The sequence below is a fragment of the Armatimonadota bacterium genome (genome assembly GCA_020354555.1).
GTDB lineage: Bacteria > Armatimonadota > Hebobacteria.
Map to the genome: position 1 here is coordinate 2,701,084 of CP070648.1, position 14,738 is coordinate 2,715,821.

General features: G+C 65.3%; 13 protein-coding genes. 10 read left to right on the forward strand and 3 right to left on the reverse strand.

What is annotated here, in order from left to right; translation table 11 throughout:
* Window positions 1–9: 9 nt before the first annotated feature.
* The 5 genes from JSV65_11080 to JSV65_11100 all read left to right on the forward strand — a co-directional run bounded on the left by JSV65_11080 (window position 10) and on the right by JSV65_11100 (window position 6,535).
* Window positions 10–1,308: a phenylacetate--CoA ligase gene (locus JSV65_11080; GenBank protein ID UCH33130.1), complete on the forward strand. Its 1,299-nt coding sequence runs from the start codon at window positions 10–12 to the stop codon at window positions 1,306–1,308.
* A 331-nt stretch (window positions 1,309–1,639) separates the two neighbouring features.
* Window positions 1,640–2,770 (forward strand): hypothetical protein, encoded by a 1,131-nt coding sequence (locus JSV65_11085; protein ID UCH33131.1) that lies wholly within the window; start codon window positions 1,640–1,642, stop codon window positions 2,768–2,770.
* Between the two features lie 108 nt (window positions 2,771–2,878).
* Window positions 2,879–4,627 (forward strand): indolepyruvate ferredoxin oxidoreductase subunit alpha, encoded by a 1,749-nt coding sequence (iorA, locus tag JSV65_11090; protein UCH36754.1) that lies wholly within the window; start codon window positions 2,879–2,881, stop codon window positions 4,625–4,627.
* Complete coding sequence (locus JSV65_11095) at window positions 4,624–5,226, forward strand: indolepyruvate oxidoreductase subunit beta (GenBank protein ID UCH33132.1); 603 nt, start codon at window positions 4,624–4,626, stop codon at window positions 5,224–5,226. Before iorA ends, JSV65_11095 begins: the two co-directional genes overlap by 4 nt.
* Before the next feature lie 250 nt (window positions 5,227–5,476).
* Window positions 5,477–6,535, forward strand: a complete 1,059-nt coding sequence (locus JSV65_11100) for an aldo/keto reductase (GenBank protein ID UCH33133.1) — start codon at window positions 5,477–5,479, stop codon at window positions 6,533–6,535.
* 73 nt (window positions 6,536–6,608) lie between these two features.
* Here the strand turns inward: JSV65_11100 and JSV65_11105 are convergent, their stop codons facing one another.
* Entirely contained in the window at window positions 6,609–7,610 is a 1,002-nt protein-coding gene (locus JSV65_11105; protein UCH33134.1) for an SUMF1/EgtB/PvdO family nonheme iron enzyme, read from the reverse strand.
* A 424-nt stretch (window positions 7,611–8,034) separates the two neighbouring features.
* Here JSV65_11105 and JSV65_11110 point away from each other — a divergent pair, with 424 nt between their 5' ends.
* The 4 genes from JSV65_11110 to JSV65_11125 all read left to right on the forward strand — a co-directional run bounded on the left by JSV65_11110 (window position 8,035) and on the right by JSV65_11125 (window position 11,534).
* The gene (locus JSV65_11110) at window positions 8,035–8,949 is read left to right on the forward strand and encodes a substrate-binding domain-containing protein (protein UCH36755.1); all 915 of its coding nucleotides are present in this window, start codon (window positions 8,035–8,037) and stop codon (window positions 8,947–8,949) included.
* Window positions 8,950–9,062: 113 nt separating this feature from the next.
* Complete coding sequence (pstC, locus tag JSV65_11115) at window positions 9,063–9,908, forward strand: phosphate ABC transporter permease subunit PstC (protein UCH36756.1); 846 nt, start codon at window positions 9,063–9,065, stop codon at window positions 9,906–9,908.
* Window positions 9,909–10,760 (forward strand): phosphate ABC transporter permease PstA, encoded by an 852-nt coding sequence (pstA, locus tag JSV65_11120; protein UCH33135.1) that lies wholly within the window; start codon window positions 9,909–9,911, stop codon window positions 10,758–10,760.
* A 21-nt stretch (window positions 10,761–10,781) separates the two neighbouring features.
* Complete coding sequence (locus JSV65_11125; protein UCH33136.1) at window positions 10,782–11,534, forward strand: phosphate ABC transporter ATP-binding protein; 753 nt, start codon at window positions 10,782–10,784, stop codon at window positions 11,532–11,534.
* A gap of 120 nt (window positions 11,535–11,654) precedes the next feature.
* Here the strand turns inward: JSV65_11125 and JSV65_11130 are convergent, their stop codons facing one another.
* Window positions 11,655–12,434 (reverse strand): hypothetical protein, encoded by a 780-nt coding sequence (locus JSV65_11130; GenBank protein ID UCH33137.1) that lies wholly within the window; start codon window positions 12,432–12,434, stop codon window positions 11,655–11,657.
* Window positions 12,435–12,672: 238 nt separating this feature from the next.
* Between JSV65_11130 and JSV65_11135 the strand changes: the two genes are divergently transcribed.
* Window positions 12,673–13,962 (forward strand): Gfo/Idh/MocA family oxidoreductase, encoded by a 1,290-nt coding sequence (locus tag JSV65_11135; GenBank protein UCH33138.1) that lies wholly within the window; start codon window positions 12,673–12,675, stop codon window positions 13,960–13,962.
* Between the two features lie 76 nt (window positions 13,963–14,038).
* Here JSV65_11135 and JSV65_11140 read toward each other — a convergent pair whose 3' ends face one another.
* On the reverse strand, window positions 14,039–14,623 hold the full coding sequence (locus JSV65_11140) for a hypothetical protein (GenBank protein ID UCH33139.1): 585 nt from the start codon (window positions 14,621–14,623) through the stop codon (window positions 14,039–14,041).
* Window positions 14,624–14,738 lie beyond the last annotated feature (115 nt).

Sequence of the window (14,738 nt, forward strand, 5' to 3'; positions counted from 1 at the left end):
CGGACTGCCATGGCCATGTGGAAACCCGAAATCGAAACCATGCCGCGGGCCGATGTGCTCCAACTGCAGTTGGAGCGGCTCCAGGCAGCGACCAATCGGGCGTACAAGAACGTCGCCTTCTACCGCAAGAAGTTCGACGAACTCGGGATCGTGCCGGAGCAGATTCAGTCGCTTGACGATCTGCGTCGCTTGCCGCTGACGACCAAGGATGATCTGCGACAGGCGTATCCCTACGGGATGTTCGGGGTGCCCCTGCGCGAGGTAGTGCGCGTCCACGCCTCCTCGGGCACGACCGGTCATCCGACCGTGTGCGGCTACACGCGGCGCGACTTGCAGACGTGGAGCGAACTCGTGGCGCGCGTCATGACCGCGGGCGGAGTGACGCACGACGACGTGGTGCAGATCTGCTTCGGGTACGGGCTGTTCACCGGCGCGTTCGGCCTGCACTACGGGGCGGAACTGATCGGCGCCTCGGTGATCCCCGCCTCGAGCGGCAACACCGAACGGCAGATCGTGCTGATGCAGGATTTCCGTACCACCGCGCTGGTTGGCACCCCGAGCTACGCGCTGCGGATTACCGAGGTCATGGATGAGATGCGCGTGACGCCAAGCGAACTCTCGCTACGGGTGGGGCTGTTCGGCGCCGAGCCGTGGTCGGAACGAATCCGCAGTGAGCTGGAGAAACGGCTCCACATCAGCGCGACCGACAACTACGGTCTGTCGGAGGTAATGGGGCCCGGCGTCGCCGGCGAGTGCGACCGTAAGGACGGACTGCACGTCAGCGAGGACCATTTCATCGCCGAGGTCATAGATCCGGGGACAGGGGAACCGCTGTCCCTCGGCGAAGAAGGAGAACTGGTGCTGACGACGCTCACGAAGGAGGCGCTGCCGCTGATTCGGTATCGCACGCGCGACGTGACGCGGCTGAACGCGGAGCCGTGCGCGTGCGGCAGGACCCTGATGCGGATGGCGCGGGTACAGACGCGCACCGACGACATGCTCATCGTGCGCGGCGTCAACGTCTATCCGTCGCAGATCGAGGCGGTGCTGGCGGAGATCGAGGGGCTGGAGCCGCATTACCAAATCGTGCTCGATCGAGTGGGCGCGATGGATCAGATGGAGGTATGGGTGGAGGTGCCCGCCGAGCTGTTCGGCGACGCGGTGGCGAGCCTGCGTCAGATGGAGGAGCGCATCGCCGAGCGCATGCGGTCGGTACTGGGGCTATCGCCAAAGATCCGTCTGGTCGAGCCGCGCAGCCTGCAGCGCTTTGAGGGGAAGTCACAGCGGGTCATTGATAAGCGGAACTGATGGGGTTCGTTCACGACGCTAGGGTAAGCAGAGGACGGAACCATGTCCGCGAGCCCCGGTGAGGCTTGGCCTCACTCCGCGATCCCGCTTTGCGGGATCGCGGAAGAGCCTCGGCTGCTGCGCCAAGAGCCGAGACTCTACGAGGCGCAGAAGGGAGGTGATGCTGGGACCGCGTGCCGCCGGGCGCCCGCGCCCGCCGCGCCGGCCTGAGAGATGGGGCGCAGCAGGGAAGCTGAGGCGCGGCCGCGTCTGCCCAAACACGGCTGACTGGGGTGGTTGTTTTCCTTTCGACTGTATATGCCGGATAATCTCTGTGGAGGGTATGGATTCAATGAACAGTCAACACCCACGCGTCACGTTGGTGACGACGGCGGTAGTCTGTGCCGTAGTGGTGATGCTCGCGGCAAGCGCGGCATCGGCGGCGAAGGTGGACATCCACGGATTCATGCTCAACCGCTTCTACTACGACCCCGGGGAGGCCCACTTCGAGGTCGAGCGGATTGGGCTGCAGGCCAGCGCGCCGCTGGCTGACGACGTGAAGACGCTCATCGAGTGGTACTACCACAACTGGGCCCCGAGTGACAAGCTGTGGCTCGAGAGCGCATATGTCGACTTCGATAACGTGTACGGCGGACGTCTGCGCGCCGGGCGCGGCCGCAGCTACGTCTTCGGCATCACCCCGACGGGGGGCACGCGCCGAACCAGCGAGTACGGTCTGGTCTCTGAAACGTTCACCATGGACCGCATCGAGGGCCTGCAGTACATGAGGGATGAGAAGGATGGCTGGGCCTGGGCGGCCGGTGTGTACAACGGCTACTCGCTGGGCAGGCGGCCGACGATGGACTTGCACATCTACACCCCGCCGCACGGCGGGGAGCACACCGCGAACGCTCACCTGACCGACCGCGAGAACAACCAGCGCGACGTGCTCGAAGTCGCGGCCAAGCTGACGAAGCACGTGAACCCGTCGCTGCAGGTTGACTTCTCGATCCGCGGCGGGGAGATCTCGGTCGCCGATGTCGCGTTCGTCAACGACAATTTCAATGCCAACTGGACCAGCCGCACCAAGCTGCGCTACGGCCTGGACGCCATCTACAAGAAGGGCGAGTGGATGTCGAACGCGGAGCTCTACCTGGCCAAGACGAGCGAGCTTGACCACATCGGGTATGCCATCCTCGTCGGCTACGAGCCCAAGAACCCGGCCGCGATGAAGGCCTACGTGCGCTATGGCGTGTCCGACCTCGATCTGTCTGCGGCCGACCTTGCACCCGCGAGCCCGGGCGCGCTGAGCGACCAGTTGACGGCCGACCACGAGCAGTGGATGCTGTCCCTGATTCAGCCCATCCGCCCCGGCGTGTGGGTTGAGTTCGCGTATATCATCAATGACCAGGACACGGTCGCGCCGGGAGTGAGCATGCCCGAGAACGACATCGGGTTCGTCGAGTTGTTCACCGGTTTCTAAGCGCGCATACGTGCGCACCATATCGCGGAGGGGGACGCGGCCCGCGCTGCGTCCCCTCTCCACTTGGGCGAGTCGTTCGCAGTGCCTACGGTGAGAGCAACTAGGCATATCAGATTCCTGTCGGGTAACGAGGCCATCGCACGCGGGGCCTACGAGGCCGGCGTCAAGCTGGCCGCCGCCTATCCAGGCACGCCGAGCACCGAGATCCTCGAAGCGCTGGCGACGTACGACGGCATCCACGCCCAGTGGTCGCCGAATGAGAAGGTCGCGCTCGACGTCGCGTTCGGCGCGGCGCTGGGCGGCGTGCGCGCGATGGCTGCGATGAAGCATGTCGGCCTCAACGTCGCCGCCGACTCGCTGTTCACCATCTCGTACACCGGGTCCACCGCAGGCCTGGTTGTCATCAGCGCCGACGACCCGGCGATGCACAGCTCGCAGAACGAGCAGGATAACCGCCACTACGCCCGCGCCGCGAAGGTGCCCATGCTCGAGCCGGCCGACAGCCAGGAGGCCAAGGACTTCGTGCTCGAAGCGTTTCGCATCAGCGAAGAGTTCGACACGCCGGTCCTGCTGCGCACCACGACGCGCATCTCCCACGGCAAGTCGGTCGTGCGCCTGGGCAAGCCGGTGTCTGCGGCGCCACGACACTTCGAGCGGGACACGCGCAAATACGTCATGATACCCGGCCACGCGCGGCCGCGGCACGTGGTCGTCGAGGAACGGCTCGAGCGGCTGCGGGAGTTCTCCAACCGCTCGCCGCTCAACCGCGTCGAGATGGGCGACCCCAGCATCGGGATCATCGCTGCGGGCGTCGCGTACCAGTACGCGCGCGACGCGCGCCCCGACGCGTGGTTACTTAGGCTGGGCATGTCCTACCCGCTGCCCGACGAGTTGATTCGTGATTTCGCGTCGCGGGTCAAGCGGCTCTACGTCATAGAGGAACTCGACCCGTTCCTGGAAACCGAGATCGCGGCGATGGGCATTAAGGTGCGCGGCAAGCCGCCGGCGATGCAACTCGGCGAGCTGGACGCGGGCGCCGTCGCCGCGGCGCTTGGGGGCAGATCGCCGAGAACGCAACCCGTCGCAGATCTGCCGGGCCGCCCGCCGGTGCTGTGTCCCGGGTGCCCGCACAGCGGCGTGTTCCATGTCTTGCGCAAGCTCAAGGCCGTCGTCGCCGGCGACATCGGCTGCTATACATTGAGCGTCTTGCCGCCGCTGGAGTGCATGGACACCTGCGTCTGCATGGGCGCCTCGGTCGGTCATGCCTCCGGGCTGGAGCGCGCGTTCGCCGTGGCCGGAGACGAGCGGCCGGTGGTGGCGGCGCTCGGCGATTCCACGTTTGTCCACGCTGGTATCACGCCGCTCATTGACGTCGTGTACAACCAGGGCTGCACAACCGTCATCATCCTCGATAATAGAACCACGGCCATGACCGGGCGGCAGAACCATCCTGCTACCGGCCGCACCGCGCGCGGCGAGGAAACGCACGAACTGGATCTCGAGGCGCTCTGCCGCGCGTGCGGCGTGGACGACGTGGCGGTGGCTGATCCGTACGACCTGGGCGCGCTCGAACAAACGCTGAAGCGGGCGATATCGGCCCGGCATCCGTCGGTCGTGATCACGCGCCGCGAATGCGTGCTACTGACGCGAGGCGCGCGGCGTATCCCCGCGCGCGTGATCGAGGATGCCTGCGTCGCGTGCGGGCTGTGCCTCAGCCTGGGGTGTCCCGCGCTGGGCGGCACGCCAACCGGGCCCAAGGGTCGCCTCAAGCCGGTTGTGGCGGTCGAGCTGTGCGCTGGATGCGGCCTGTGCGCGCAGATTTGCCGCCACGAGGCGATTGTGATGGAGCGGATATGAGCAGTGCGACGACGAGCATCATGATGGCCGGCGTGGGCGGTCAGGGCATCATCCTGGCGAGCGAGGTGCTGTGCCATGCGCTTATGCACGCCGGGCTCGACGTCAAGAAGAGCGAAGTGCACGGCATGGCGCAGCGCGGGGGGAGCGTGCGCACCGACGTCCGCTTCGGCGACAAGATCTACGCGCCGCTGATATCCGCCGGCGCCGCGGACATTCTGGTGGCGTTCGAGCAGCTGGAGGCGTTGCGCTACCTGCATTTCCTGCGGCCTGACGGGCTGGTGCTGGTGAGCGCGGAGTGCATCGCGCCGCTCACGGTCTTGACCGGACCGCACCCCTATCCGGAGAGCATTCCCGATCGGGTCGCTGAAAGCGGGGCGGCAGTCCAACTCGTTGACGCGCCGGCGATAGCGGAGCGGGCGGGCAACGTTCGCACCGCCGGCATCGCGCTCATGGGGGCGCTGTCCAATCACATCGCGGTGCCAGCCGCCGCGTGGCGCAAGGCGATCCTGTCGCTCGTGCCCGAGCGCTTCCGGGACGTCAATCTCGACGCGTTCAGGCGCGGGCGCCGCGCGAAGCCGCGGGGCCTGAACGCCCCCTAGGCTGCCGGGCCAGTCTATTGCGGTCGCGCCGTCTAGTGAAGAGCCGCATTCAAGGCGCGGATTATTCCACCGATTCCGCGGTTTTATGCCGTATCAGCAACTCGTGCCGCAGCTAACATAAGTCGGGTGGCGTTTCGATCAGCGCCCATCTCCGGGAGAAGGGGGCAGCGGCCCCTTGCGTGACTGAGTTCACTTCGGTCCGCCTGGGTGCGACTGTGCAGAGCAGCCTCCCGCGAAGAAGGAGGACATCGTGCGTACCGCAAAGCTTGGCCGCACCGGCCTGGAGGTCTTACGCCTGGGCTGCGGCGGCATACCGATCATCCATGTTCCGTTCGACGACGCCGTGGCGGTCGTCCGCGCCGCGCTCGACGCTGGGGTGAATTACTTCGACAACGCGCGAGCGTACGGCGACAGCGAAGAGAAGATGGGCACGGCGCTGGAGGGGCGGCGCGACGAGATCGTGCTCGCCACGAAGACGCACGCGCGAGACGCTGCAGAGGCCCTCGAACATATCGAGACCAGCCTGCGGAGTCTGCGCACCGATCGCGTTGACATCCTGCAGCTGCACGACGTGAGCACCATCGGCGACTACGACAAGGTCATGGGGCCGGGCGGTGCGCTGGAGGCGGCGAAGAAGGCACAGGAGCAGGGCAAGACGCGCTTCATCGGCATGTCCAGCCATAACCCGGACTGCCTGCGCCGCGCGATCGCGAGCGGCGAGTTCGACACCGTGCTGCTGACATACAACATCGGGACGTTGTGGACCGAGCCCATCATGGCTGAGGCGCAGAAGAAAGACGTCGGCGTGGTGGTGATGAAGCCGATGTCCGGCGGGGCGTTCTTCAGGCTGTCGGCGGAGCAGGAGGACAGCATGCCGACAATCACACCCGAGGAGACGCTGCGGTTCGTGCTTCTCAACCAGGACGTGGACGTGGCGCTGTCGGGCTTCAAGCAGCTTGACGAAGTGCCGCAGAACATGGCGGTGCTGGACAACCTGAAGCCGTTGTCCGAGGAGGATCGGGCGCGCCTCATCAAGTTCGGCGAGGACATTGGGCAGGTGTACTGCCGCGGGTGCACGTACTGCATGCCGTGCACGGTCGAGATTGACATCCCCGCGGTGCTTGCCATCCTCGATCACAGCGAGCGGTTCTCGTACGAGTGGCCGACGCACCGGCGCAAGTACGCGGAGCTGGAGGTCAAGCCCACGGAGTGCGCGGAGTGCGGGGAGTGCGAGGAGCGCTGCCCGTTCGACGTGCCGATCATGGAGCGGCTGAAGAAGGCGGCGGAGAAGTTCGACAAGCCGTATTGAGCAGGCTGCGGGTGTTCGTCAGCCGTCGGTGGGGATGTCGCTTCGAAGTCGCGCGGGGCCGTAGGCGTAAGGTTCACTGCGTCGTACTCTGTCTGCCCCGCACGCATCGGAAGCCGATCTCCTGCTCGCCTACTCCCCAATATTCCGCGTCGCCCGCGGGGCGAGGCGGATAGTACTGGGCCTCGGGATATTCGGCTCGCCGCTCGGCGACGCTGCGCCCCTTCCAGAACGAACGCGCATCATTCTCTTGTGGATCCCAGAGGTATGGCGTCAGGCTTCCGCGCACCACCATTCGATCCGCGTCCGCTTTGGTGGCAGTCCACTCCAGCGCATTGCTGAACATCTCAACCGCGCCATATGGGCTCACATCATCGGCATGTGTGCCCACGGCGCCGATCCATGGATTATCAAGCAGCGAGGGCAGTCGCTCATTGCCCCAGGGAAATCTTCGCCCGTCGGTTCCCCGCGCAGCCTTCTCCCACTCCAGTTCGGTTGGAAGTCGGCCCTTCGCCCACTCGCAGTACGCCTGTGCATCTTGACATCTGACGAATACGGGGTAGTGCCGAATCTGTTCCCAGATTTCCGGGTCGGGTCCGCCGGCCGGCTTCCCGAATATCACGTCGCCTGGCCACAGTGGACACTCCGTCGTCCACCACGTTGGTCGGTACTTGTGGCCGGTTGCGTCGACAAACTTACGGTACATTTCGTTGGTCACTTCGTACTTGTAGATCCAGAATCCCGCGAGACGGGTCTCGCCCGGGCGAAGCGGCTGCAGTCTTTCCACTATCGCGCCCCGGCTGCTCGCGCCGCCATATCGAAAACTCCCCGGTGGGACGCGTACCATCTCCGCTCGGTCAACCGGATTGCGTCGGATCCTGGTGGCCGCGCGGTCTTTCTGCGCCGCGACCGGTTGAGCCCTTTCCGCCGTCGGCGGCTCGCACAACGCCACTGGAATCCAGACCAGGGGCATCCCGAGCAGAACAGACGCGCAGAGGATCCAACGGCCCAGCGCTACCGTCATCCCGGAGTGTCGGCCGCCGCAGCGCCACTTGGTTCGCGTCCGCTTCGCATTCATGATCCTCCCCTATCATCGGTTGCTTGCATGATGAGACTGGGGGCTTTCGACGTCGCATCCGTCGCCGGGCCTGTCGCCTGATATGACGAGGTTCCGGCTCGTCCGGTTCCCGGCACGAGTTCCCAAGATCGCCGGAATCGCCAAGTCGGCATCGCGCATTCAAACAGACGATTGCATGGCTGCTCGTGAAGCCTGACTCCGCGGGAATCCGGAAAGAGGTGAACCATGCCGCCCGCCGAATTACACTCCTAGGAGAGTGCTAAAGGAGTGTTCCTAGGGGATTTGACGATGGCGCTGGGCTCGTGTTAACGGGCTAACCTGGCGGCGGACGAACTGTCCACAACTACATGGAGAGACAGCAATGAGGACCTCACCTACTCGGATTCTGCTGCGGCGGCTGGCTGGGATCACCGTAATCGCTGCAATGTGTGGCGCGGCGGCGCTGTGCGCGGGGTGCGGCGCACGCCAGAAGGCGGGCGGCACAGTCCGCGTATCCGGCGCCTGGGCACTGTATCCGATGATGGTGAGTTGGGCCGAGGAGTACCAGAAGCTCCATCCCGAGGTACGCATTGACGTGTCGGCGGGAGGCGCGGGCAAGGGCGCGGCCGACGCCCTGGGCGGACTGGTGGATATCGGGATGGTTTCGCGCGACATCCATCCCGACGAGACGGCAAAGGGCGGGTTCTGGGTGTCGGTGGTCAAGGATGCGGTGATACCGACGGCCAATGCCGCCAACCCTGTGGCTCAGGAGTTGGCGCAAAACGGTGTGAAGAGAGAAACCTTCGCGGCGCTGTGGGTTGAAGGGAAGGCGCTCACCTGGGGAGACGTTGCCGGTCGGCCCGATATCGCGGACAAGGTGCAGGTCTACACGCGCTCAGACGCGTGCGGCGCCGCGGATACGTGGGCGAAGTATTTGGGCAAGAGCCAGGAGGACCTTGAGGGCGTGGCGGTGTACGGCGACCCCGGCCTCGCCGACGCGGTGAAGAAAGACCCTCTCGGCGTCGGCTACAACAACCTCAACTACGCATACGACGCGGCCACCGGCAAGCCGGTGGCGGGCCTGATCCCGGTGCCGATTGACATCAACGGCAACGGCACGCTCGACGCCGACGAGAGTTTCTACTCCGCCAAGTCGGATGTGATTCGCGCGATCAAGGACGGGGTGTATCCCTCCCCGCCCGCGCGCGACCTCAACCTTCTCACCAAGGGCAAGCCGACCGGGCTGACGCGCGAGTTCATTCTGTGGATTCTGGGCGATGGGCAGCAGTTCGTGGACGAAGCCGGCTACATCCAGCTCCCGCAAGAGAAGCTCACCGCGAGCTTCGACAAGCTGCGTTGAGTTCACTGACTGAGAGAGCGGCACACACGCGCGAAGGATGTTGGCGGGGAGCCGTGTCAGCTGAGGATGACTAGGTGCCGAGGAGTCGGAAAGACAGGTTGGCGGCTGCGTTGATGGCGGCACCCACGGTGTTGTCCGTGGTGCTCGTCTTCGCGACCGCGCTCGCGCTGTTGATCAAAGCGTGGCCCATCCTTGCGACGAAGTCGCTCGGTCATCTCCTGGTTTCCTCGTCGTGGCATCCGCTGAGAGGAGAGTTCGGCTTCTACCCCTTCATCATCGGCACGTTGTGGGTCACCGGGCTGGCGATGGCGATCAGCGTTCCCATCTGCCTGCTCACCGCAGTGTACCTCGCCGAGTACGCGGGGAGGCGCATGCGCGCGGTGGCGAAGCCGCTGGTGGATCTGCTGGCGGGCATTCCTCCGGTGGTCTATGGCTTGTGGGGCGTGCTCGCGGTGGTTCCGGTGGTGGGCGAGATCGGGTCTCGCATGGGGGCGGGAGCGACCGGCTACACGGTGCTCGCCGGGGGCATTGTGCTCGCGATCATGGTGTTTCCGATTGTCATCTCGGTGACCGATGAGGTGTTGCGGTCGGTGCCGATTGAGGCGCGCGAGGCGTCGCTCGCCCTGGGAGCGACGAAGTGGCAGACGGTGAAGCGTGTGGTCATACCGAGCGTGATGTCCGGCGTCGCGGCGGCGATCGTCCTCGGTTTCTCGCGTGCGTTCGGCGAGACGATGGCGGTGCTCATGGTGGTGGGCAACGTCGCGAAGCCGCCGCACTCGGTATTTGACCCGGCGTACCCGCTGCCGGCACTGATCGCCAACAACTACGGGGAGATGATGAGCATCCGGCTGTATGACTCGGCGATCATGCTTGCGGCGTTGATCCTGCTGGTGGTCGTGCTCGTCTTCAACGTGCTCGCGGCGCTCGTGCTGCGCAGAGTGGAACGAGGGATGGCGTAGATGGACCGACGACGCCTCGAGGAAGCGTTGTTCAAGGTGCTGATGATGGCCTCGACGGTTCTGGTGCTGGCGAGCCTGGCCGGGGTCATGGGCGTCGTCCTCGTCCGCGGGCTGCCTGCTCTCGACCTCGCGATGATCACGCAGACGCCGAAAGGGGGCTACTACCTCGGCAAGGAGGGCGGGGTGCTCAACGCGATCGCGGGATCCCTGTGCCTTGCGGTCGGGGCCACGGCGATCGCCCTCGTGCTGAGCCTGCCCATCGTGTTCTATCTCCAGCGGGATTACGCCGGGCGATCGCGCCTCGCGAGCTACACGCGGCTCGCGCTCGACGTGCTGTGGGGCATTCCGTCCATCGTATATGGGGCGTTCGGTTTCGTCATCATGCTCTACATGGGCCTGCGCGCGTCGCTGCTCGGCGGTGTTATTGCGCTCACCCTGGTCGAGCTGCCGATCATGGCGCGAGCGATGGACGAAGTCGTACGCCTCGTGCCCGCGGAGTTGAAGGACGCATCCTATGCGCTCGGCGCCACCCGCATCGAGACCACGACGCGAGTGGTCTGGCGGCAGGTACTGCCGGGCATCGTGACTGCGGCGCTGCTCGCGTTCGGCCGCGGCATCGGCGACGCGGCGTCGGTGCTGTTCACCGCGGGGTACAGCGACTATCTCCCGTCGTCGCTCATGGAACCGGTGGCGTCCCTGCCGCTCGCCGTGTTCTTCCAGATTCTCACGCCGTTCCCGGAGGTGCAGCAGCGGGCGTACGCGTCGGGGGCGATTCTGTTGGCGCTCGTCTTGATCGTCAGCGTGGCGTCGCGGCTGCTGGCACGGAGGTTCGAGCGGCACGTGGTGCGTTGAAGACCTGAGGGATTGGTGCAGATGCCACACATCAGCATTCGCGGGTTGAGCGTTGATTATGATGGCCATCCCGCGCTGAGAAATGTGACGGTTGATATCCCGGACCGTCAGATCACGGCGATCATCGGGCCGTCGGGGTGCGGCAAGACGACGCTGCTCAAGAGCTGCAACCGCCTGCTTGATCTGACGGACGGCGTCCGGGTGCAGGGCGAGGTGCTGATTGACGGGGTCAACATTCTCGATCCGCGCGTGGATGTCACGCAACTGCGCAAGAAAATGGGGCTGCTGTTCCAGAAGCCGTATCCCCTGCCGATGTCCATCTACGAGAACGTCGCCTACGGGCCGCGGGTACACGGACTCAATGACCGGCGGCAACTCGACGGGATTGTCGAGCGGTGCCTCAAGACATCCAGCCTGTGGGAGGAAGTGAAGGGCCGCCTGCGGTCGCCGGCCACCAAGCTCTCGGTGGGCCAGCAGCAACGGCTGTGCCTGGCGCGCGCGCTGGCGGTGGAGCCGCAGGTGCTGCTGGGGGATGAACCGACCTCCGCTCTCGACCCCCAGTCGGCACAACAGGTTGAGAAGCGGCTGGTCGAGTTGAAGGGCGATTACACGATCGTTATCGTGACCCACATCCTGCGCCAGGCCAAGCGCCTCGCGGACTACGTTATCTTCATGTACCTCGGCGAGCTGGTGGAGCACGGTCCGGCGGCGCAAGTGTTCGCCGACCCACGCGATACGCGCACGCAGGCCTACCTCGGCGGCGAGGTGAGCTAGCGCGCATTACTCATGCGCGTACGCGTGAAGCGCAGGTGGCGCGGGCTTCGCCGCGCTCCGGAGCGGCGCGTAGCGCCGCCCAGCACGCTCTTCAAGCGTAGTATGAATAGACCAGGCTAGTCAGCGGGGGGTCGGGGGAGGCACGGGCGCCGAATGGCGCGCCGTCGGCGTTATCGCCCCGTCTGCCGGTTTCGCCGGCCGCGGCTGCCAGATCAGGTGGCGTTCATCGTCCGGGGTCACAGCGGATGCGTCGCCGCCAACGGCGGCGACGATGTTGACTCCCCCGTGCCGAGGCGGCGAGCACAACGCTTCCAGGCCTCCCGTTCCATTCCACCCCAAGTCACTGTCGAACAAGAGCACCGTCTGCTCCGGATCCGCGATCTCTGACGCCTGAAGCCCGCCGAGCGCGCGGTTGAACGCGTAGCCTGACCGAAGTTCCGGCGCGGCAGGGCAGATCAATGCTTTGCGGTTTGTGATGTACCCCTGTCCCCAGATTGCATCCGACCACGCATCCGCCGGGGGCAAGCGGCCGCTGTTGTCCTGCGCGTACATCCTCGCCGCGAGCGACAGCGCGTGGAGGTTCGAGAGGCAGGTGCTTCGATTACCCCCATGGGTGTACTCATCCACCACCCGCGGGGCATAGGATGCCGTGACCAGGACGACGGCGAGCGCAACCGACGTCGAGCCGAGAACGGCCACGATCGCGACGACTCGCCGCCACAGCGGTGCTTCGGTGCGCTCAAGGTTGTCCAGCCCCACGGCGCCCAACACCAACGCAGCGAGCGCCGGAAGCCCGCTGATCCCCCACAGTACGCTTAGTCGAGAAAGCGTATCCGTGCGCGGAGTGAGCGAGAGCGCGGCGAGGATGGCGCCAACAGCCGACCATATCGTCAGCGCCAACGAGGCCTCCGGCATTCGGCTGACCCGTGCGGCAACCGGCGTCGCGGGTGGCGGCTGTGGGCGAGCGGACTCGCGGTTGTGCTCCTCGGGCGATGCCATGTCACACCCCGAGATGAAGCGCTATCCACCGGATGCTTTCCCGTTTCCGGGCGGAAGTATGCGCGGGCGCGACGGGGCGGCCGAGCAGGAACGCGGAACACATGCACCCAAGACTGCCACACCACGAGGAGGCACGACCATGCCAGACCGTATCACCCGGCGTCAGTTCTTGCAGAAGGCCGGAGGGGCCGCGGCCGCCGCCGCAGTCGTGCAACCGATATTCCTATCGCAGAACGTATTCGGCGCAAACGACAGGATCGTCATGGGTCTGATCGGCTGCGGCGGCCAGGGGGTCGCCAACATGAGCTTCTTTCTCGGCAACCCCGACGTCGAGTTCGCCGCGGTGTGTGACGTGGACAAAGAGCGCGCGGCGCAAACGGCGGACGGCGCGGGCGAGAAGGTGACGGCTTACTCCGATTTCCGGGAATTGCTGGAACGCAAGGACATAGACGCGGTCATCGTCGCCACGCCGGACCACTGGCACGCGCTGCCCACGATCTTGGCGTGCGAAGCGGGCAAAGACGTGTACGTCGAGAAGCCGCTGGCGGCGAGCATCGCTGAAGGCCGCGCCATGGTGAATGCCGCGCGCCGCTACGAGCGAGTAGTGCAGGGCGGCACCCAGCAGCGCAGCGGCGCGCACTTCCAGCGTGCGGCGGAGATCGTGCGCTCGGGACTGCTCGGCAAAGTCAGCCTCTGCCGCACGTGGTACGTCGGCAACGAGCTGCCCGACGGCATCGGCAATCCGCCGGATTGCAATCCTCCGCCGGAGATTGACTATGACATGTGGCTGGGCCCCGCGCCGAAGCGGCCGTACAATCCCAACCGATGCCATTACACCTTCCGCTTCTTCTGGGACTATGCCGGGGGCAAGATGACCGACTGGGGCACGCACCTCATTGACATCATCCACTTCGGCATGGGGGCGGATGCGCCGCTCGCCGTCTCCGCGTCCGGGGGGAAATACGTCGTCCCGGACAACCGCGAAACGCCCGATACCATGGAAGTGATCTACGATTACCCGGGATTCACGCTGACCTATTCATACCGCGGCGGCAACGGGCGCTTCGTGGACAACCACGAGTACGGCATGCAGTTCCACGGCGCCAACGGCACGCTGTTCGTTGACCGCGCCGGCTTCGACGTCATGCCGGAGAAGGATCAAATGGCGCCAATGTCCGGCGGCATCTCTGCGCTGAATCAGCCGCACGTGCGCAATTTCCTGGACTGCGTGAAATCGCGCACGCGCGCGATCTGCGACGTGGAGATCCTCCACCGCTCGACGATCCCGGGGCATCTGGGCAATATCGCGCTGCTCACCGAACGCAAGATCCACTGGGATAGCGAGAACGAGCGGATCGTCAACGATGAGGAGGCGAACCGGCTTCTGTCCAAGCCCTACCGGGCTCCGTGGCGGCTGCCGGGGGCGTGACCTGGAGTGGCCGCCGGTCGCGCACAGGGGAGCCCATGCCTCGGCCTCAGGCAAGGGCTGGGCACGATGAATGAAGCTACCGCGGTGACCATGCAGGAGCCGTGGCATTCTCTAAGATGATGCGCTGCGTGCGTTCCACGACGTCAATGACCCACAGGGCAGCGGCACCGTCTTCCCAGGTGTCTTCCGAAAGGGCGATCCGCTTCGAGTCCGGCGCCCAAGAGAAGTCACCCAAATGGGCGTAATGGATGCCCTGCCAAACCGTGGATGTAGAACCGCTGACGATTTCATGGACACGCAGCTTGCTCAGGGACGAGTCCTCGGCTGGGACGAGGTATGCGATGCGGCTAGCGTCCGGACTGACCTCCACGCACGAGATCGGCGTGCCTGTTTCGAGCCACTCCTTCGCTGCGCCAGAGATGATGTCCCACTTCCAGATTCCGCCGGGACCGCGATGCGATTGCCAGTCGTACTTCTCAGTATCACACGATAGCAGGACTGTGCGGCTATCGGCGAGCCATTCGTAGGCCGCGAAATGATCAACCAGGTGGCGCGGACGCAAGCGCACCGTGAGACGCCTGCTGACCGCATCGTATATGCCCAACCAGCCATACCCGGTCAGCGCCCCGCCCGCCAGGATGTAGCGGCCGTTCGGGCTCACTGCAGGTTCGGAGTACATTGTGGAATCAGCGTCAACGGGAGGCAAGAGCATCTGGGGCGGCGCGTCGTTCCTTGGTGACAGCTGCCAGAGCCCGCCATCTGCGTCAACCTCACGC

What these genes read in the sequence shown, in the direction of transcription:
- JSV65_11080 (UCH33130.1), top strand. Translation starts at nt 10, where the DNA reads ATGGCCATGTGGAAACCCGAAATCGAAACCATGCCGCGGGCCGATGTG.
- JSV65_11085 (UCH33131.1), top strand. Translation starts at nt 1,640, where the DNA reads ATGAACAGTCAACACCCACGCGTCACGTTGGTGACGACGGCGGTAGTC.
- JSV65_11095 (UCH33132.1), top strand. Translation starts at nt 4,624, where the DNA reads ATGAGCAGTGCGACGACGAGCATCATGATGGCCGGCGTGGGCGGTCAG.
- JSV65_11105 (UCH33134.1), bottom strand. Translation starts at nt 7,610, where the DNA reads ATGAATGCGAAGCGGACGCGAACCAAGTGGCGCTGCGGCGGCCGACAC.
- JSV65_11110 (UCH36755.1), top strand. Translation starts at nt 8,035, where the DNA reads ATGTGTGGCGCGGCGGCGCTGTGCGCGGGGTGCGGCGCACGCCAGAAG.
- pstC (UCH36756.1), top strand. Translation starts at nt 9,063, where the DNA reads ATGGCGGCACCCACGGTGTTGTCCGTGGTGCTCGTCTTCGCGACCGCG.
- pstA (UCH33135.1), top strand. Translation starts at nt 9,909, where the DNA reads ATGGACCGACGACGCCTCGAGGAAGCGTTGTTCAAGGTGCTGATGATG.
- JSV65_11125 (UCH33136.1), top strand. Translation starts at nt 10,782, where the DNA reads ATGCCACACATCAGCATTCGCGGGTTGAGCGTTGATTATGATGGCCAT.
- JSV65_11135 (UCH33138.1), top strand. Translation starts at nt 12,673, where the DNA reads ATGCCAGACCGTATCACCCGGCGTCAGTTCTTGCAGAAGGCCGGAGGG.